At 57.5% G+C, this 17,198-nt stretch carries 19 protein-coding genes; 13 read left to right on the forward strand and 6 right to left on the reverse strand.

Annotated features, from left to right (window positions below):
- Position 1: 1 nt before the first annotated feature.
- From EDB95_RS13565 to recF, 4 genes are read right to left on the reverse strand one after another with little or no spacing between them, the layout of a single operon-like run.
- The gene (locus tag EDB95_RS13565; protein ID WP_133994340.1) at positions 2-424 is read right to left on the reverse strand and encodes a hypothetical protein; all 423 of its coding nucleotides are present in this window, start codon (positions 422-424) and stop codon (positions 2-4) included.
- Positions 421-1,542, reverse strand: a complete 1,122-nt coding sequence (locus tag EDB95_RS13570; RefSeq protein ID WP_133994341.1) for a GNAT family N-acetyltransferase — start codon at positions 1,540-1,542, stop codon at positions 421-423. The genes EDB95_RS13565 and EDB95_RS13570 overlap by 4 nt, the downstream gene beginning before the upstream one ends.
- 14 nt (positions 1,543-1,556) lie before the next feature.
- The gene (locus EDB95_RS13575) at positions 1,557-1,838 is read right to left on the reverse strand and encodes a DUF721 domain-containing protein (RefSeq protein WP_133994342.1); all 282 of its coding nucleotides are present in this window, start codon (positions 1,836-1,838) and stop codon (positions 1,557-1,559) included.
- 42 nt (positions 1,839-1,880) lie between these two features.
- The gene (gene recF / locus EDB95_RS13580) at positions 1,881-2,960 is read right to left on the reverse strand and encodes a DNA replication/repair protein RecF (RefSeq protein WP_133994343.1); all 1,080 of its coding nucleotides are present in this window, start codon (positions 2,958-2,960) and stop codon (positions 1,881-1,883) included.
- A 110-nt stretch (positions 2,961-3,070) separates the two neighbouring features.
- On the opposite strand from recF, the gene pdhA reads away from it, so the two are divergent.
- The 7 genes from pdhA to EDB95_RS13615 are packed head-to-tail and all read left to right on the forward strand — an operon-like array spanning position 3,071 to position 9,262.
- On the forward strand, positions 3,071-4,063 hold the full coding sequence (pdhA, locus tag EDB95_RS13585; RefSeq protein WP_133994344.1) for a pyruvate dehydrogenase (acetyl-transferring) E1 component subunit alpha: 993 nt from the start codon (positions 3,071-3,073) through the stop codon (positions 4,061-4,063).
- Between the two features lie 15 nt (positions 4,064-4,078).
- A complete protein-coding gene (locus EDB95_RS13590; RefSeq protein WP_133994345.1) occupies positions 4,079-4,762 on the forward strand; it encodes a tetratricopeptide repeat protein in 684 nt (227 codons plus the stop codon).
- A 5-nt stretch (positions 4,763-4,767) separates the two neighbouring features.
- The gene (gene ribH / locus EDB95_RS13595) at positions 4,768-5,280 is read left to right on the forward strand and encodes a 6,7-dimethyl-8-ribityllumazine synthase (protein ID WP_133994346.1); all 513 of its coding nucleotides are present in this window, start codon (positions 4,768-4,770) and stop codon (positions 5,278-5,280) included.
- Positions 5,277-6,008 (forward strand): (Fe-S)-binding protein, encoded by a 732-nt coding sequence (locus tag EDB95_RS13600; protein WP_133994347.1) that lies wholly within the window; start codon positions 5,277-5,279, stop codon positions 6,006-6,008. The genes ribH and EDB95_RS13600 overlap by 4 nt, the downstream gene beginning before the upstream one ends.
- 11 nt (positions 6,009-6,019) lie before the next feature.
- Positions 6,020-6,436 (forward strand): EVE domain-containing protein, encoded by a 417-nt coding sequence (locus EDB95_RS13605; protein ID WP_133994348.1) that lies wholly within the window; start codon positions 6,020-6,022, stop codon positions 6,434-6,436.
- A gap of 32 nt (positions 6,437-6,468) precedes the next feature.
- Entirely contained in the window at positions 6,469-8,097 is a 1,629-nt protein-coding gene (locus EDB95_RS13610) for a GH39 family glycosyl hydrolase (RefSeq protein ID WP_133994349.1), read from the forward strand.
- A gap of 10 nt (positions 8,098-8,107) precedes the next feature.
- Positions 8,108-9,262, forward strand: a complete 1,155-nt coding sequence (locus EDB95_RS13615; protein WP_133994350.1) for a dipeptidase — start codon at positions 8,108-8,110, stop codon at positions 9,260-9,262.
- On the opposite strand, the gene EDB95_RS13620 is transcribed toward EDB95_RS13615, so the two are convergent.
- A complete protein-coding gene (locus EDB95_RS13620) occupies positions 9,259-10,026 on the reverse strand; it encodes a hypothetical protein (RefSeq protein ID WP_133994351.1) in 768 nt (255 codons plus the stop codon). The two genes, EDB95_RS13615 and EDB95_RS13620, sit on opposite strands and share 4 nt — an antisense overlap.
- 135 nt (positions 10,027-10,161) lie before the next feature.
- Here EDB95_RS13620 and EDB95_RS13625 point away from each other — a divergent pair, with 135 nt between their 5' ends.
- From EDB95_RS13625 to EDB95_RS13640, 4 genes are read left to right on the forward strand one after another with little or no spacing between them, the layout of a single operon-like run.
- Positions 10,162-11,208: a sensor histidine kinase gene (locus EDB95_RS13625; protein ID WP_133994352.1), complete on the forward strand. Its 1,047-nt coding sequence runs from the start codon at positions 10,162-10,164 to the stop codon at positions 11,206-11,208.
- Positions 11,189-11,935 carry a LytR/AlgR family response regulator transcription factor gene (locus EDB95_RS13630; protein WP_133994353.1) on the forward strand — a complete coding sequence of 249 codons (747 nt, stop codon included), beginning with the start codon at positions 11,189-11,191 and terminating at the stop codon, positions 11,933-11,935. The genes EDB95_RS13625 and EDB95_RS13630 overlap by 20 nt, the downstream gene beginning before the upstream one ends.
- Before the next feature lie 58 nt (positions 11,936-11,993).
- Positions 11,994-14,345, forward strand: coding sequence for a TonB-dependent receptor (locus tag EDB95_RS13635; RefSeq protein ID WP_246073632.1), 2,352 nt, complete (start codon positions 11,994-11,996; stop codon positions 14,343-14,345).
- 5 nt (positions 14,346-14,350) lie between these two features.
- Complete coding sequence (locus EDB95_RS13640; RefSeq protein WP_133994354.1) at positions 14,351-15,148, forward strand: DUF4249 domain-containing protein; 798 nt, start codon at positions 14,351-14,353, stop codon at positions 15,146-15,148.
- Positions 15,149-15,155: 7 nt separating this feature from the next.
- Here EDB95_RS13640 and EDB95_RS13645 read toward each other — a convergent pair whose 3' ends face one another.
- Entirely contained in the window at positions 15,156-15,959 is an 804-nt protein-coding gene (locus EDB95_RS13645; protein ID WP_133994355.1) for an SDR family oxidoreductase, read from the reverse strand.
- A gap of 32 nt (positions 15,960-15,991) precedes the next feature.
- Here EDB95_RS13645 and EDB95_RS13650 point away from each other — a divergent pair, with 32 nt between their 5' ends.
- Positions 15,992-16,483: a hypothetical protein gene (locus tag EDB95_RS13650; RefSeq protein WP_133994356.1), complete on the forward strand. Its 492-nt coding sequence runs from the start codon at positions 15,992-15,994 to the stop codon at positions 16,481-16,483.
- 10 nt (positions 16,484-16,493) lie between these two features.
- Positions 16,494-17,186 carry an SIR2 family NAD-dependent protein deacylase gene (locus EDB95_RS13655; RefSeq protein ID WP_133994357.1) on the forward strand — a complete coding sequence of 231 codons (693 nt, stop codon included), beginning with the start codon at positions 16,494-16,496 and terminating at the stop codon, positions 17,184-17,186.
- Positions 17,187-17,198 lie beyond the last annotated feature (12 nt).

Raw genomic sequence — 17,198 nt, forward strand, 5'->3', positions numbered from 1 at the left:
GCTACGGCATATCGGGGAATGTTTCCGTGCTGTCTTCCGGCGGAATATACGGCAAATGGTAGCGGTCAAAGTCGCTGGCGAGAAGCAACAAAGCGCTGTTGCCGGGGTCTCCGGGGTAGTAGATGACCCTGTAAGATTTGCCGACGAGCCGTTCCCCGGTCGTGTCCGATAGTATGGCGCCCTTATAGCTGTCACGGTAGGTTTTGCCACCCGCGTTGAAGGTATAGTCTAAACTTTGGGGCCGCTTGCCATACCTGGGCTCAAAAAAAACGACAGTTCCCCATGTAACTATATGGTGGGTACCTAGGATGGTTTCCCGGTAACATCCGCGGAAGGCCATCACCAGGAGGAATACCCAAAAACCGCTGAAAATCCACAGACCGGATATATGGGCCCATTTCTTCCTGGTCGCGTGGGTGATCATTGTTGGGAGAAAATATACCGGTACGTGCGGTGCACCTTATCGGTGGTCGCCCCCGTGGCCTCGTGGATCGCCAGCATCTTCTGGTTGAAGTCGCCGACCCAGGCCAGCTCCACGCCCTTGATGGTGTGCCGGGGGAGCACTTCTTCCTGGAGGCAACGCACGAGCGCAGACTCGATCCCGTGGTTCTGGTACTTTTTCTTACACCCCATGACGATGATGCGTAGCCGGTCGATGGTGGTGGTCTTGCGGTAATACAAAAACTTGAGCTTCGCCCAGAGGTTCATCTTGCCGTGGAGGTGACGCAAAATCTGATTGGCGTCGGGCAAACAAAGCACAAACGCGATGGGCTCGTCCTTATAGTAGGCAAACCAAATGATCTTTTCGTCCATGATCGCCTTCATCTGCCGGAAGGATTCGCGGATAACGTCGGGGCTGAGGGGTGTGAAGTTATCGAAGTTGCTCCAGGCGTCGTCGTAGATATCCTGGAAGTCCTTGAAGAATTTTTCGCGGTCGGCGTAGGAAAAGTGCCGGAAGCTGTAGCCCGGTTTTGCCATCACCCATCCGGATATTTTGGTAAAACGCTCCGGAAGGGGGATCGTGGCGTCCAGGAAGTTGGTGAGCTGGTCGTATTGTTTGCGAAAACCGTAGGTTTCGAACAACTGGGCGTAGTAGGGGGGATTGTAGTTCATCCCCAGGCTGGGGGGCTTGAAGCCTTCGACGAGCAGGCCCCAGTATTTCTCATTTTCCCCAAAATTGATGGGACCGTCCATGGCCTCCATACCTTGGGCGCGCAGCCAGGTCGCCGCCGTATCGAACAACAGGTTGGCTGCCGCCTGGTCGTCGATGCATTCGAAAAAGCCGATGCCCCCGGTTTTGGTGGTTTGTGCTTTTTCAAAGTTGATGAAGGCGGCGATGCGGCCAATCGTGGCACCGTCGCGGCGCAACAGCCAGCGCGTGCAGACGCCGTGTTTGAAAAAGCTGTTCAGTTCAGGATCGAACACCGCCCGGATGTCGTCGTCGAGGGGCGAAATCCAGTTGGGGTCGTCTTTATAAAAGCGATGGGGCAGGTGGATGAAGTCGTGGGCCAAGCGCGCAGTGGAAACCGGTATGATCTGCATAGTTGAATCGGAATTTATCGGATCACCACGTCCCTGACGACAAAATCGCCCAGCTTTTCGTTGACCCGGCCGGCGATGAGGTCCTTCTGGTACGAAAGCTCTTGTTTGAGGGGGGCTATCGAGGTGGTGATAAAAAGGGTGCCTTTGACGAGCTCCAGCTTTTCCGTGTATTTGGAAACGGTCTTACCCATCAGCTCTTCCCAGACAGCCGTGATCTGGAGCGCCTGAATATCGTATTTCAGACGGCTGTTGTTTAGGAATGCCTGCAGGGCGTGTTGCATGGAGTATTCACCCATACCTGTAAAGATACGGGGCCTCTCCATTAAAATACGGATGTTTTATAAAGAAATAATCTGGTGCATGACATCCAGTTCATTGAGGGCCTCTTCCAGGCGCTCTTTGTGGGTGTCGGTGATAAAAAGCTGGGCGTCGTCGTAGGCGCAAACCTGTTCCAGGAGCGCGCCCATGCGGCGGGCGTCGAGCTTTTCAAAGACGTCGTCCAACAGGAGGAGGGGGGAGAAACCCTTATGGGTCCGGAGGATGTCGAACTCGGCCAGCTTCAGGGCAAACAACAGGCTTTTGCGTTGCCCCTGGGACGCGAATTGTTTAAAGGGTTCGCTGCGCATCAGGAAAACGACATCGTCCTTATGGACGCCGGTATTGGAACGGGCGGTGGCCAGATCCCGGGAGCGGGACTGGTGCAAGGCCTCGGCAAACGGCATTTGTAACAAAGGGCTTTCGTATTCCAACTGGAGAAATTCATCCGTTCCTGAAATGTCCAGGTAGTGTTGCTGGATCACGGGCAGCATGCTCTTCAGAAACGTGCGCCGCTCTTCGAAAATGGCCTGGCCGGGCGGGACGAGCTGGGCGTCCAGGACGTCCAGCAGGGTGTTGTCCACCCTACGGGTTTCCGCAAACTGTTTGAGCAGGCTGTTCCGTTGCTGGAGCACCTTATTGTAGACGATGAGTTGCTGGAGGTATTGGGCGTCGACCTGGGACAAGAGCGTATCCAGCCAGCGCCGTCTTGGTTCGCTCCCGCCGATGATCAGCTCCACGTCGTCGGGGGCGATCATGACACAAGGGAAAAGCCCGATGTGTTGCGAAAATTTCTCATATTCCAGGTCGTTGCACCAGATCTCTTTTTTGTTCTGGCCACGGAAGATACAGGCAATCTTGAAGGGCTCTCCGTCCTTGTCGAACAGGCCTTCCAGGCGAAAACCCTGCTGGCCGACCTGGACGTTGGCGTTGTCGCTGTTGGTGAAGTAACTTTTTGTAAAACAGAGATAGTGAATGGCATCCAGCAGGTTGGTTTTGCCGACCCCGTTCAGGCCGGCTATGCCTACTACCCGTTCTTCGAAGGTGAAGTGGTCGATGTAATAGTTCTTATATTGGGTTAATTTTAGCTGCTGAAGCTGCACCGTGCAATATACTTTTCTTCTGCCAAATAGGCCGATTTTTTCGGTTTTGTGCCCGGGTGACACTTTTATTGGGCGCAAAACCTTATTTTTGCCCGCAAAATTTTAGCGCTGTGGCGACCAAATTCTCTAAGGAAACTTACTTATACTGGTACGAGTTGATGCTGCTCCTGCGGCGATTTGAGGAAAAAGCCGGGCAGATGTACGGGATGCAAAAAATCCGTGGTTTCTGTCACCTTTACATCGGACAGGAAGCGGTGGCCGCCGGTTGTATGACCGCCACCAAGCCGGAAGACAGCTTTATCACCGCCTACCGCGACCACGGTCTGGCCATCGCCAAGGGTGTTTCCGCCAAGTCCTGCATGGCCGAACTCTATGCCAAATATACCGGTTGCTCCAAAGGGAAAGGGGGCAGCATGCACTTCTTTGGTAAAGACGTCAACTTTTACGGCGGTCACGGGATCGTCGGTGCCCAGATCGGGACCGGCGCCGGGCTGGCCTTTGCCGATAAATACAACGACACGGATTCCGTCTCCCTGACCTTCTTCGGGGACGGCGCCGCCCGCCAGGGGATGCTCCACGAAACGTTCAACATGGCCGTGCTGTGGAAGCTGCCCGTTGTTTTCATCTGCGAAAACAACAACTACGCCATGGGTACTTCCGTGGCGCGTACCTCCAAAGTGGTCGACATCTATAAGCTCGCGGATGCCTACGATATGCCCGCCGACAGCGTCGACGGGATGTCCCCCGAGGCGGTACACGAGGCCGTTGCCCGCGCCGTCAAACGCGGCCGCGATGGTGAAGGACCCACCTTGCTTGAAATCAAGACCTACCGCTACAAGGGCCACTCCATGAGCGACCCCGCGAAATACCGGACGAAGGAAGAAGTGGAAGAATACAAGGAAAAAGACCCCATCGACTACGTCCTGGGTGTGCTGAAGAAAAACAAATGGGCCACCGACGCGGACATCCAGGCCATCGACGACCGGGTACACCAGGAAGTCGAGGAAGCCGTGAAGTTTGCCGAAGAGTCCCCCCTGCCCCCGGACGACGAGATGTACAAAGACATTTATGCGGAAGAAGGGTATCCTTTTATTGTCGATTAAACTGTTACTTGTTATATGACTGAGGAGAAAAATGTAGTGCAAGACCTCGATAGTGAAGCCCAATTTGTGGAGAAAGCCAAGGACTTCTGGACCCGGTTTTCCAAACCCATCACGTATATCGGCGGTGCGATCATCGTCGCGTGCGTAGGCTGGTATGGCTACAAGACGCTGGTCATGGAGCCGAAAAAAGCCCAGGCCAACGACAAGATCGCCATGGCCCAGGAATACTTCGCCATGGATTCCCTGGACAAGGCCCTCAACGGGGACGGTACCAACCTGGGTTTCCTGAGGATCGAATCCAAATACAGCGGGACCGACGCGGCCAACCTCGCACACTACTACGCGGGCGCCATTTACCTGCGCAAACAGGATTTTGCCAACGCCATCAAACAGCTCGAAGACTTCTCGACCCCCGCGACCCAGGTCCAGTCCAGCGCCTGGCGCATGCTTGGCGACGCCTACATGGACAGCGATAAAAAGTCCGAGGGGGCCGAGTACTATAAGAAAGCCGGGACCCTCAACGAAAAGGACCCCTTCACGTCCAGTGAAGACCTTTTCCGCGCCGCCCTTGCCTACGAAACCCTTGGCAAGAACGACGAGGCCATCGCGCTCTACAAAGAGGTCAAGGAGAAATACCCCAAGACCGAAAAGGGCATGATCGCCGACAAGTACCTGGCCAGGCTCGGATCAACACAATAAACACTATGGCGCAAGTCAGCAACAGCAATCTATATATAGATGATGCAGGCATCCTGGACGCAAGGGATGCCTGTGTTGTCATTGTCCGGACGGAATGGAACGCCGCGATCGTCGACGCCCTCGAAGAGGGTTGCCGCAAGACGCTCGTCGAACGCAAGGTCGAGGCCATCACCACGGTGACAGTACCCGGGGCCGTGGAGATCCCGTTTGCCATCCGGGCCTATTGGGAATCCGCCAAATATTGGAACCACCGCCCTTGCGTCTTTATCGCGCTGGGTTGTGTCATCCAGGGGGGGACTCCTCACTTTGAGTATGTTTGTCAGTCGGTGACGGCCGGGGTGACCCAATTGAATTTGTCCCTGCCGGTGCCGGTTATTTTTGGGATACTCACGGTCAACGACGAACAACAGGCTTTTGATCGCATCGGGGGCGCCCACGGGCACAAAGGCGAAGAAGCCGCGATCACCGCGCTCAAAATGGTGGCTCTGCAAAAAGCGATGCGTACGAATCATCCATGAATGTCGAATTATTTATTCCTTGCTTCGTAGACCAGCTCTACCCCCAGACCGCGTTCAACATGGTCAAGGTCCTGGAGCGGGTAGGCTGCACCGTTCACTACAACCCCGCCCAGACCTGTTGCGGCCAGCCCGCCTTTAACGCCGGTTACTGGAACGAAGCCCGGGACGTCGCCGCCAAGTTTCTGAACGACACCAAGGGCGCCGACTACGTGGTCGCCCCCAGCGCCTCCTGCACCGGTTTTGTACGCAACTACTACAGCAAATTGTTCGATAATTCCTCCCGCCACAACGCCGTCAAGGACCTCGCCGCCCGCTCTTATGAGTTCACCGAGTTCCTCACCGAGGTCATGCACGTCGACAAGGTCGGCGCCGTCCTCGAAGGCAAAGCCACCTACCACGACTCCTGCGCCGCCCTCCGCGAGTGCCGGATCAAGGAAGGCCCCCGCCGCCTCCTCGCCGGCGTCAAAGGCCTGGAGCTCGTAGAGATGCAAGATGTCGAAACGTGCTGCGGTTTTGGCGGTACTTTTGCGGTGAAATTCGAGCCCATCTCCATCGCGATGGCGGAGCAGAAAATCGGGCACGCCGTCGCCACCGGGGCGCAATATATCATCTCTACTGATCTCAGCTGTTTGATGCACCTGGATGGCGCGATACGGCACAAGGGTGTGGATCTGAAAACCATGCACATTGCTGACGTCCTCGCCAGCGGGTGGGAGTGGAACGCTTAAAATTCTCGCGTATGGCCTACTGGCTTGTGAAGTCCGAACCCAGCAAATACAGCTGGGACCAATTTGAAAAAGACGGCAAAACCCATTGGGACGGCGTCCGCAACTACGCCGCCCGGAACAACCTACGCGCCATGAAAAAGGGCGACAAGGTTTTTTATTACCACAGCAACGAAGGCCTGGAGATCGTCGGTCTTGCCGAGGTCGTTACGCCCGCCTACCAGGACCCTACCACCGATGATGCCAACTGGGTGGTGGTCGACCTGTCGCCCGTGCGGCGCCTCAAAAAACCTGTCGGCCTCGCCACCATCAAGGCCGACCCGCGCCTCACCGACCTCGACCTCGTCCGCCTGGGACGGCTCTCCGTCGGCGCCGTCAAGGACGCCGAGTACAAAGTGTTGATGGAACTGGCGGGGGAAAAAGTAAAATGAACCATTTGGAGCGGAATGCGTAGCTTAAGGCTATGCGCAGATTGCTTCCTGTATTCCTGACACTTATTTCCTTGCGGGTTTCGGCCCAGGGTCCAAACTGGATCGTCGACGCCGCCCGTCTGGGTGACAGCCTACCCCCTGTTTGGGCCTCTTTCGGCTGCGATGAGCCCAATTATACGTACGGCCCTGACGGCTCGAAGCTGCTTGGCGAGCTGGCTTCGCTTGGCCCCGTCACCATGCGCGTCCACAACCTCCTCACCACCGGCGATGGTCAACCCGCCCTGAAGTGGGGCTCTACCAACGCTTATACCGAGGACGCCGCGGGCCAGCCTGTTTATGACTGGACCATCACCGACCGCATTTTTGACGCCTTCGTTCATCGCGGCATCCGCCCCATCGCCGAGGTTGGCTTTATGCCCGAAGCACTATCCGTCCACCCCGAACCCTACCGTCACCACTGGGCCCCCGGTAAATCCTACGGCGACATCTTTACAGGCTGGGCCTATCCTCCGCGCGACTACGGTAAATGGGCCGCCCTGGTCTACGCCTGGGTCAGTCACTGCGTCGGGCGGTACGGGGCCGCCGAAGTCGCCTCCTGGTGGTGGGAGGTGTGGAACGAACCCAATATCGGGTATTGGCGTGGCTCGGCGGCTGCCTACGACAGCCTCTATGACTATACGGCCGACGCCGTCCGCCGCGCCTGCCCCGGCGCCCGGGTCGGCGGGCCGGCCAGCACCGGGCCCGGTTGGGATAAGGCATCCGCTTATTTGTCGGCGTTTTTGGAACACTGTCACTCCGGACATAACGCGGCTACCGGTGCTGCGGGCGCCCCCCTCGACTTCGTCAGCTTTCACGCCAAAGGGAGCCCCCATATCGCCGACGGCCACGTCCGGATGAACATGGCGCCGGAGCTGAAAGATGTGGAAAACGGGTTCCGCCTGGTTTCCGGGTCGGCCTTCGCCAGCCTGCCTGTTTTGGTGACCGAATTCGATCCCGAGGGCTGCGCAGCCTGTTCGGTGGCTACCAACCCCGAGAACGCATATCGCAATGGCACCATGTATTCGGGGTATACCGCGGAGGCGTTTGCGCGGCTGTATGCACTGGCGGCTTTTTATCACGTGAACCTCGCCGCCGCCACCACCTGGGCGTTCACCTTCGAAGGGCAACCCTGGTTTGCGGGGTTCCGCGACCTCGCGACCAATGGGGTGGATAAGCCCGTCGTCAATGTGTTTCGGATGCTGGCAAGGATGCGGGGGCGGCTCGCCGGGACAGATTCGACCGCACCGGTTCTCGCCACCGCCACCCCCGGCAGCCTCCACCTCATGACCTGGAACTACCAGGCCGACGAGACCAGCCAGGACACGCTTCGCGCCGTCCTGACGATTCTCCGCGTCCCCGCCCCTATCGCCCACGTCCGGGAGTTTCGCATTGACGAGACCCATAGTAACGCCTACACCGCCTGGCTCCGGATGGGGGCCCCCCAGACGCCCACGGCCGCGCAGGTCGCGCAATTGGAGCAGGCCGGCGGTTTGCAGGCCTTTGGGCCCGTGCGGACGGTGCCCGTCAGGAACGGGAGACTGGAGTGGCCCGTGGCGTTGCCCGCGAGGGCGGTGTCGTTGCTGCAGATCGACTACCAGACGAAAATCGCGTACATTCAATGAAACTTATGCCATGCGTATATCATTGGTGGCCGCCCTCCTTTTTACCGCCCTCTCCACCCGCGCCCAGCGCCTCTTCTGGATCGATACGCACAACGACGTCCTGAGCGAACAGGTACGCAGCGGCGAAGACCTGGGCCGGTCCCAGAAGGATGTACAGTTGGACCTGCCCAAAGCAAAGGCGGCGCACATGGCGGCGCAGGTGTTTTCGATCTGGTGCGGGGAAGAGTATGGGCCGGGGCGGGCCTTCAAAAGGGCCAACCAGGAGATCGACTCGCTGCAGGCGCTGGCGGCGCGGAACCCAAAAAAGATGGTGCTGGTACGAAATGCGACGGAGCTAAAGGCAGCGATGCAGCAACATCTTTTTGCCGCCCTGATCGGTGTCGAAGGCGGACACATGATCGAAGACCGCATGGACTACCTGGACAGCCTGGCCAGGAGGGGGATGGTGTATATGACCCTGACGTGGAACAACAGCACAGCCTGGGCAACCTCCGCCCGGGACGAGGTGTTAAAAAAGGACTCGTTATCCCACAAAGGACTAACGGACAAGGGTAGGGCCATCGTGGCCCGGATGAACGAGCTGGGGGTAATGGTGGACGTGTCGCACGTGGGCGACCAGACCTTTTACGATGTGCTGGCGGCGTCGACAAAACCGGTGATCGCGTCTCATAGTTCGGCGTTTGCGCTGGATCCCAACCGGCGGAACCTGAAGGATGCCCAGCTGAAGGCGCTGGCAGCGAAGGGTGGGGTGGTGTTTGTCAACTTTTACAGCGCGTTTATCGACAGTGCCTATAGCCCGGGGCGGGCGGACTTCCTGGCCAGGCACCGGGTGGAGCTGGATTCCCTGACAAAGGCGATGGGGGGTGATCCGGACGAGGCCGTGCAGCGGCTCTATACGGCTCATCCGGCCGAGGTGGACGCACTGCGGCCGCCCTTTGCGCTGCTGATCCGGCACATCGATTACATGGTGAAGCTGATCGGCGCGGACCACGTCGGGATCGGGGCGGATTTTGATGGGGCGGAGTCCTATGTAAAGGGCATGGACGATGTCCGCGATTATCGAAAGATCGCAAAAGCGCTGCGGAAGCAGGGGTATTCACGCGCGGATATTCAAAAGATCGCGGGAGGCAATTTCCTGCGGGTACTGGCGGCCAACCGGCCCTAACGCGCGTGCAGCGCATCCTCCAAACTAAAGTATATCCCCACAGTAAACATAAACCCATTGTAATGCCATGGCACATTACTGACGTCCTGTGCAAACACCGTTTGCATCTGGAATTTTAAGAATCGGTACCCGCCGCGGATGGTAAAAGCGGGCTCCAGGAACCCGTAACTGCGGCCGTCGATGCGGACGCCGCCGGTGTCGATGAGGGCGTGGTCCTGGAGGTAGGCGTTGTCGTGGCCGTTGGCGTTGAAGTGGGAATAATTGACGTTGCTGATGCGGAGGTTGAAGGCGGCGTCGAACCAGGGGGAGCGGACGCCGATCCCGGGCTGGACGTAGAAGCGGTCGATGTTCATGTTGACGTCGCTCCAGATGGGGCCGGCGCCGTAGCCGACAAAAAGGTCGGTGACGAGTTTGAACTTCCGGCCCTTGGCGTAGTAGCCGCCGACGGCGCCTTCGAGGAGGTGGGCGGAGGCGTTGACGTTGCCGTTGTTATCGGGGTTGTTGGTGTGGTAGTTGTAAGAGCTATAGTCGAGGAGAACCGCAAGGTGGTTCACGGGGGAGATGGCGGCCTGGAGGTTATAGAATTCGGAGCCCCAGTCGTTACCGTTGCTTTTGCTCTCACCGGAAACCCCCATGGTCCCCGCGAAGTGGGCCTGCCCGCCCCCGGTAAAGAGCGGCGTATTGACGGCATTGGGGCGATAGTAGTACCGATTACAGGACAACCCGGTGACAACGATCAGGAGCAACAAAAGGTTGTTTTTCATAAGCAGTCGCGTTATTGTATCCTATATACGAAATTTTTCTCCGGATGGCTTGCGCCCCGAAATCGCCCACCCGGCCGCCAAATTGTCCCTTTCACCCCCACAGCGTATAAGAAAGCATGGGCTTATCTTACCTTTATGTCCATGGCGATGGAGGAAAAATACAAACAACTGATACGGGTAGGGATAGTGTTCATCGTATTCGCCTTCCTCATGTTGCTGCTCAACATTTATTTGGGTGGCCCGGACGAAGGGCCTGGCGACAGACACACGCCGGGGTTCCGCCTGACGACCCAGCCGCTGGTCCTGACGCTTTGCTGGGCGGTGAACCTCGCCGTCCTGCGGTGGCTGCAACCCGTGCTTTCGCGCCGGTTTCCCAGCCGCTGGCTGAACTTTTACCTGCCTGGCTTTGTCGCGCTATACTTGACGATGGTGGCGATTTTTGGGGCTTGGGTGCATTTTGACGACCACGGAGGGCTCCTGAAGCTGACGTCCGGTACGATTGCCGTGGAGACCCTGGCCCTGGTCATCATCGAGCTGGTGTTGTCCCGTCTTGACGCCGCCCGGGTCCGGCTGGAAAACGCGGAACTCCGTGTGGCCAACCTCGAAGCCCAGCACGAAAAACTGATCCGGCAGCTCCAGCCGCACTTTCTGTTCAATTCCCTGAACGCCCTGAAATCCCTGATCAGGCGTTCCCCGCCGGATGCGGAAGGATACCTGATCAAGTTGAGCGAGTTCCTGCGGTTTTCTTTGAGCCATACCCAACAAAGCCTGGTGACCCTTGAGGAAGAGCTTCGGTTTAGTATGTACTACCTCGACATGCAACAGACCCGTTTCCAGGAAGGGCTACACTACATCGTGGACATACCGGACGGGAACCGGCGAAGCCTGTTGTTGCCCGCTTTTTCCTTGCAACTACTTTTGGAAAACGCCATCAAACACAACAGCCTGACCCTGAAGTCGCCCCTCATTATATGCATACGGTTCGATGAAAACGGCCGCCTGCTCGTGGAGAACAACCGGCAGCCGAAACAGCAAATGGAGGAGGGAACGGGGCTGGGGCTGGTGAACCTGTCGGAACGCTACCGGATGTTGTTAAAGGAAGACATACGCGTCACGACAAACGAAACGTTTTTCCAGGTGAGCCTGGGTTTGATGCCAGCAGATGAAGATCATCATTATTGAAGACGAGCCCATGAGCGCGGAGGACCTGGCGGAGACGCTCAAACAAGCGGACCCGGCCGTGGTGATCGCGAAAATCCTGCATTCGATGGAGGATGCCGTGGCGTGGTGGCCCGTCGACCTCGAAGCAGACCTCATTTTTTCAGATATTCAACTCAGCGATGGCCTGAGTTTCGATATTTTTCGACAAATACGCCACATAAAACAGCCCGTGGTTTTCTGTACCGCTTTCGATGCGTACGCTATCGACGCCTTCAGACACAACGGGATCGACTATATCCTAAAGCCCTTTGACACTGCCTCCGTCCGGCGCGCCCTGGACCGGTACCGGCAGTGGAGCCGCCACTTCTCCCCGGTCACAGACTATGGGCGCCTCGCGGAATTACTGGAGCAGCGTCCCCGCTCCGTACTGGTCTATTACCGGGACAAGGTTTTACCCATACGGTTGGACGATGTGGCGCTCTTTTACATCGACAGTGACACGGTCCGGTTGATCAAAAACGACGGTGTCGCGTACGCCATCGACCACACGCTGGACCAACTGGAAAAGTTGGGAGGCCGGATGTTTTTCCGCGCCAACCGGCAATACCTGGTGAACCGGTCCGCCGTAAAGGGTGCATTCCAGTCGTTCCCAAGAAGATACGAACTCGAACTGTCGGTCCCCTTCGACGAACCTATCGTGGTGGCCAAAACCAGGGTATCCGCCCTGTTGGATTGGTTAACGCTATAGTTGTCCGATTCAAGGTGAAATTTGTTTGATTCGCAGCAATACCACAAATCTTTAACATTTGACAAAGCATCTTTGCACCATGCAAAACGCCATGATCAAACTGCTATCTGTAGCCCTTTTCGCACCGCTGGCCCTGGCGGCTCAAAACAAAGACCGGCATACCCTGGCCGGTACCGTGAGGGACGGCTCCTCCGGTGAAACGATGATCGGTGCCAGCGTGGTCCTCCTGGAAAGACCATCGGTGGGGACGGTCACCAACGCTTACGGGTTTTATTCCATCACGGCCCCGGCCGGACGGTACCACATACTGATCAGTTTTTCGGGGTACGCCCCGGACACGGTGGCGGTCAACCTGACCCGGGATACGACGGTCTCGGTATCCTTGTCGGTGGGCCAGGAACTGAAAGAGGTGGTGATCCGGAGCAACCGTTCCAACAGCAATATCACCCAGTCGCTGATGGGGGTTCAAAAACTCTCCACCGCGGACATAAAAAATATCCCCGTTCTTTTTGGGGAAAAGGACATCCTTAAAACAATCCAGTTGCTCCCGGGTATCGAATCGGCCGGGGACGGGAACAGCGGTTTTTTTGTCCGGGGCGGGGCCGCGGACCAGAACCTCATCCTGTTGGATGAGGCGACGGTATATAACCCGAGTCACCTGCTTGGTTTTTTCTCCACCTTTAACTCGGACGCCATCAAAGACGTGACGGTGTATAAAGGAGAAATGCCCGCCCAATACGGCGGCCGCCTGTCCTCGGTGCTGGATGTGCGGATGAACGACGGGAACGACCAGCGGTATAGCGTGAGCGGGGGCATCGGGTTGATCGCTTCCCACCTGAACCTGGAAGGGCCCATCAAGAAAAACAAGGGCTCCTTCCTGATCACGGCCCGGCGGACGTATGCGGACCTGTTTCTCAAAGCATCGGCAGATACGACGCTCCGCAAAAGCCAGTTGTATTTCTACGACCTGAACCTGAAGGCGGACTATTCTTTTGGGGACAAGGACCGGGTGTTCCTGTCGGGTTACCTGGGGCAGGACAAACTGGGGGTCACGGGGCAGTTTGGGATCGACTGGGGGAATTCCACGGCGACCCTGCGGTGGAACCATATCTTCTCCAACCGTCTTTTCTCCAACACCTCCCTGATCTACAGCAACTATAAATACGACATCGGGATCACGAGCAACAACGACGACATCACCATTGCCTCCCGGATCATCGACCTTCACTTCAAAGAAGACCTCCAGTATTCGCTCGGCACGGACAGCAAGCTGAACTTCGGGGTGGACGTGATCCATCACACGCTTTCCCCGGGGATCATCAATACGAACGCGGGGGCCAGCTATAATCCTCTCTCGCTTCAAAAGAAGTATTCCCTGGAAAGCGCGGCGTATGTGTCCCACGACTGGACGCCGGCCCGCGGGTGGAAGGTCACCTATGGGTTGCGCGCCAGCTTGTTCCAGGTGCTGGGGCCGGGTAATTTCTATTCCTACGATTCCGTGGGCAATGTGGACCATACGGAAACCGCGGCCTCGGGTAAAGTGGTCACCAGCTATTTTAACCTCGAACCCCGTTTCTCGACGAGCTTCCAGCTCAACGACGTGAGTTCGCTAAAACTGGCGTACGCCCGCAACGTCCAGAACCTGCACCTGCTGTCGAATGCCACGTCGAGCACCCCGACCGATTTGTGGATCCCGTCGAGCCCGAATGTCAAACCGGAGATCGCCGACCAGGTGTCGATGGGCTACTTCCGGAACTTCTCGGACAACCGGTATGAACTGTCGGCGGAGGTGTATTATAAGGCGCTCCAGAACCAGATCGATTATAAGAACGGGGCGCAGCTCGAAGCCAACGAGAACGTGGAGGCGGACCTTTTATACGGACCGGGCCGCGCGTATGGTTTGGAGTTGTATGCAAAGAAAAAAGAAGGGCGCCTGACAGGCTGGATTTCCTATACGTTGTCAAAGACGGAAATCAAGGTCCCGGGGATCAACAACAACACCTGGTTCCCCGCCCGCGAGGACGAGCCCAACAACATTTCCATCGTGGGTACCTACAAGGTCACCAAAAAGTGGTCGTTTTCCGCCAACTGGGTATACAACACGGGGTATCCCGTGACCTGGCCGTCGGGTAAGTACGAGGTCAACGGCGCACCGGTCTGGTTGTATACCGAACGCAACGGGAACCGCATGCCGGCCTATCACCGTCTTGACTTAGGCGCGACCGTTATTACCAAAAAGACGGCCCACCGCGAAAGCAGCTGGACGTTCTCGGTCTACAACGCCTACGACCGCTGGAACGCCTACACCATCACCTTTAAACAGGACCCGAACAATCCGAGCCAGACCATCGCCACCAAAACGGCGCTGTTTGGCATCATTCCTTCCATCACCTACAACTTCAAATTCTAAGCATAATGAAGTCCCCCCGCCTTTTATTCCTTGTCGTCCTGGCCGGTCTGGCTGCCTGTCAAAAGACGGTCCACCTGAACCTGGACACCACCAGTCCCCAGCTCGTCATCGACGGACAGGTGACCAACCTCGCCGGCCCCTATACCGTCAAACTCAGTACATCGGTGGATTACTACGCCAACGATACTTTTCCCCCGGTCACCGGCGCCACCGTCATCATCGCCGACGTGAACGCCAACTTCGCGGACACCCTTACGGAAACAAGCCCCGGTTTGTATAAAACGCATACGATCCAGGGTATTTCCGGGCATACATACGGATTAGCCGTGACATCGAGTGGGAATACGTACACGGCCATGTCCACCATGCCGGCCCCGGTCAACCTGGACAGCATTACCTTTTACAACGCCAGCTTCGGCGGCAAAAACAAGGATATCCAACCCATCCCCAACTTCCAGGATCCCGCGGGGGTGGCGAACTATTACCAGTTCGTGGTGTATGACAACGGCAAAGAGGTGCAGAAGACCTTTGTGTTCAGCGACCGGTTGTCCGACGGCCGTTATATCCACGAGCCGTTACAGACGGACACGTCCGATATCCACCCGTTTGACCAGTGCCGGATCGACATGTATTGTATCGACAAGAATGTCTACAACTACTTTTACGAGGTGACGCAGATCACGGAAAGCCAGGCGGGGAATGCGGCTCCGGGGAATCCTACGACGAACATCACCGGTGGGGCGCTCGGGATATTTAGTGCGCATACGGTGAGTTCCAAGACGGCGAACGTCCCGAATCTGTAAGGGGGGCTTACTTCGGCGCGTACTTCGACGCCTGGCGCACCACGAAGCTGGGCCAGAACCGCGCCATCCATAACCCGATCACCTCCATGCCGAACTTCCCGATATAGACTTCGAAGCGCCCGGCGGACACGGCCCGGACGATCTGGCGGGCGGCGACGGCGGGATCCAGCCCATGGTCGATGTTTTCAGAAGCCGAACCCAGGGGCGTGCCGTCCTTGGTCACCGCATGGAGCGCTATCTGGGTGCGGATATACCCGGGGGTGAGGATGGTCACCTGTACACCCGCATGGGCCACCTCGGCCCGAAGACAATCAAAATAACCGTGGAGGGCGTGTTTGGCCGCGGCATACGCAGACCGGAGCGGCGTGCCCAGCTTGCCCATGACGCTGCTGGTGACGACGAAGTGCCCCGTCTTTCTTTCCAGGAAGTGGGGGAGGAGCAGGCGCGTCAGTTCGATATAACTGAAATAATCCAGCTCCATGACCCGGCGATGCACGTCCAGGGCGGTATCCACCACCAGCGACCGCTGGCTGATCCCGCCGTTGTGGACCATGACGTCGATGTGGCCGAAAAGGGCAATGGCTTCGGCGGTCTTGCCGGGCAGCGATGCCATGTCCACGAGGTCGAGGGGAAGGATGCGTACCTGCCCGGGGTTGGTGCACCCCTTGCGGACGCGTTCGAGTTCGTCGGTCCTGCGGCTGGAGAGGATCAGTTGCGCGCCTTCGGCGCCGAGGGCGTAGGCGAGGGCTTCCCCGATGCCGGAGGAGGCACCCGTAATCCAGACGGTTTTGCCGGAGAAATAATTTTTCATATATGAGCTCAAATGTAATTGTATTTTAGGGCATGAAATATATCCTTCCCTTCGTCCTTTTTGCCTGTCTCCCTTTTTTCCCGTTCGCCCAGGCTGTTTCGGATAGTGCCCATGCCCAGGCAGCCCGGATGGCGGAGGCCTTTTCCAATGAGAATTATACGGTCCTCGGTCAGTATACCTATCCCAAAATTGTAAAGATGATGGGGGGCAAGGACAAAATGTCCGCGGTTATAAAAGCCCAGCGGGCGCAAATGCAAAATAACGGGGTCACGATCACCGGTGTCTCGGTAGGTACACCCACCTCGATCGTAAAAACAAACAGCGGTTTACAATGCGTGGTGCCTGAATATCTGGACCTGAAAGCGCCTTCAGGGGTCATACATTCAACGACCTATCTCATTGGTTTTTCCATGGACGGCGGCCACCACTGGACGTTCCTGGATGCGAGCAATAAAGACCTTGCCACGATCCGCAAACCTTTTCCGGAGGTCAGTACCCAATTGACGATCCCTCCCTCACAATAATAAGTGACGTATGTCCAAGCCCCATCTTGTTGTCCTGACCGGCGCCGGTATCAGTGCGGAAAGCGGCCTGCGGACCTTTAGGGATACCGACGGTCTTTGGGAAGGCTACGCCATCGAAGAGGTCGCCACGCCCCGTGCCTGGAGACGGAATCCAAAGCTGGTGCTGGACTTTTATAATATGCGCCGGCGGGACGTGCGCGCGGCCGAACCCAACGCAGCCCACAAGGCGCTGGCTGCCCTGGAAGCGCAGTATGATGTGACGGTCATTACCCAAAATATCGACGACCTCCACGAACGCGCGGGATCGACCCGGATCATCCACCTGCACGGGGAGATCTTTAAGATGCGCAGCGACCGGGATGAAACCCTCGTCGAGGCCATCCACGACGATATGCCGGAAGGCGCCCTGGCACCGGACGGCGGGTGGTGGCGGCCGCACATCGTATGGTTCGAGGAACCCGTACCGATGATCGGGCGGGCGGCCCAGGTGACGGCTTCCGCCGACATTTTTCTGGTGGTCGGTACCTCGTTACAGGTATACCCCGCGGCGGGTTTGATCAACATGGCACCCGCCGGGGTGCCTGTCCTTGTCGTCGACAAAAAAATACCGCCGGTGGCGCCCTCGCCCCACCTCGTTCTGATCGAACAGCCGGCGACGCTGGGGATGCAGGAAGTGCTCGCCCGGCTCCTGAACCGCCCGTAGGCGCTCCAATGC

This window comes from Dinghuibacter silviterrae (assembly GCF_004366355.1).
GTDB classification, from domain to species: Bacteria; Bacteroidota; Bacteroidia; order Chitinophagales; family Chitinophagaceae; genus Dinghuibacter; species Dinghuibacter silviterrae.

Bases quoted from the DNA above. Each gene is read 5' to 3' on its own strand.
- EDB95_RS13565 (WP_133994340.1), bottom strand. From the start codon at position 424: ATGATCACCCACGCGACCAGGAAGAAATGGGCCCATATATCCGGTCTG.
- EDB95_RS13570 (WP_133994341.1), bottom strand. From the start codon at position 1,542: ATGCAGATCATACCGGTTTCCACTGCGCGCTTGGCCCACGACTTCATC.
- EDB95_RS13575 (WP_133994342.1), bottom strand. From the start codon at position 1,838: ATGGGTGAATACTCCATGCAACACGCCCTGCAGGCATTCCTAAACAAC.
- EDB95_RS13590 (WP_133994345.1), top strand. From the start codon at position 4,079: ATGACTGAGGAGAAAAATGTAGTGCAAGACCTCGATAGTGAAGCCCAA.
- ribH (WP_133994346.1), top strand. From the start codon at position 4,768: ATGGCGCAAGTCAGCAACAGCAATCTATATATAGATGATGCAGGCATC.
- EDB95_RS13600 (WP_133994347.1), top strand. From the start codon at position 5,277: ATGAATGTCGAATTATTTATTCCTTGCTTCGTAGACCAGCTCTACCCC.
- EDB95_RS13605 (WP_133994348.1), top strand. From the start codon at position 6,020: ATGGCCTACTGGCTTGTGAAGTCCGAACCCAGCAAATACAGCTGGGAC.
- EDB95_RS13610 (WP_133994349.1), top strand. From the start codon at position 6,469: ATGCGCAGATTGCTTCCTGTATTCCTGACACTTATTTCCTTGCGGGTT.
- EDB95_RS13615 (WP_133994350.1), top strand. From the start codon at position 8,108: ATGCGTATATCATTGGTGGCCGCCCTCCTTTTTACCGCCCTCTCCACC.
- EDB95_RS13620 (WP_133994351.1), bottom strand. From the start codon at position 10,026: ATGAAAAACAACCTTTTGTTGCTCCTGATCGTTGTCACCGGGTTGTCC.
- EDB95_RS13625 (WP_133994352.1), top strand. From the start codon at position 10,162: ATGTCCATGGCGATGGAGGAAAAATACAAACAACTGATACGGGTAGGG.
- EDB95_RS13630 (WP_133994353.1), top strand. From the start codon at position 11,189: ATGAAGATCATCATTATTGAAGACGAGCCCATGAGCGCGGAGGACCTG.
- EDB95_RS13640 (WP_133994354.1), top strand. From the start codon at position 14,351: ATGAAGTCCCCCCGCCTTTTATTCCTTGTCGTCCTGGCCGGTCTGGCT.
- EDB95_RS13645 (WP_133994355.1), bottom strand. From the start codon at position 15,959: ATGAAAAATTATTTCTCCGGCAAAACCGTCTGGATTACGGGTGCCTCC.
- EDB95_RS13650 (WP_133994356.1), top strand. From the start codon at position 15,992: ATGAAATATATCCTTCCCTTCGTCCTTTTTGCCTGTCTCCCTTTTTTC.
- EDB95_RS13655 (WP_133994357.1), top strand. From the start codon at position 16,494: ATGTCCAAGCCCCATCTTGTTGTCCTGACCGGCGCCGGTATCAGTGCG.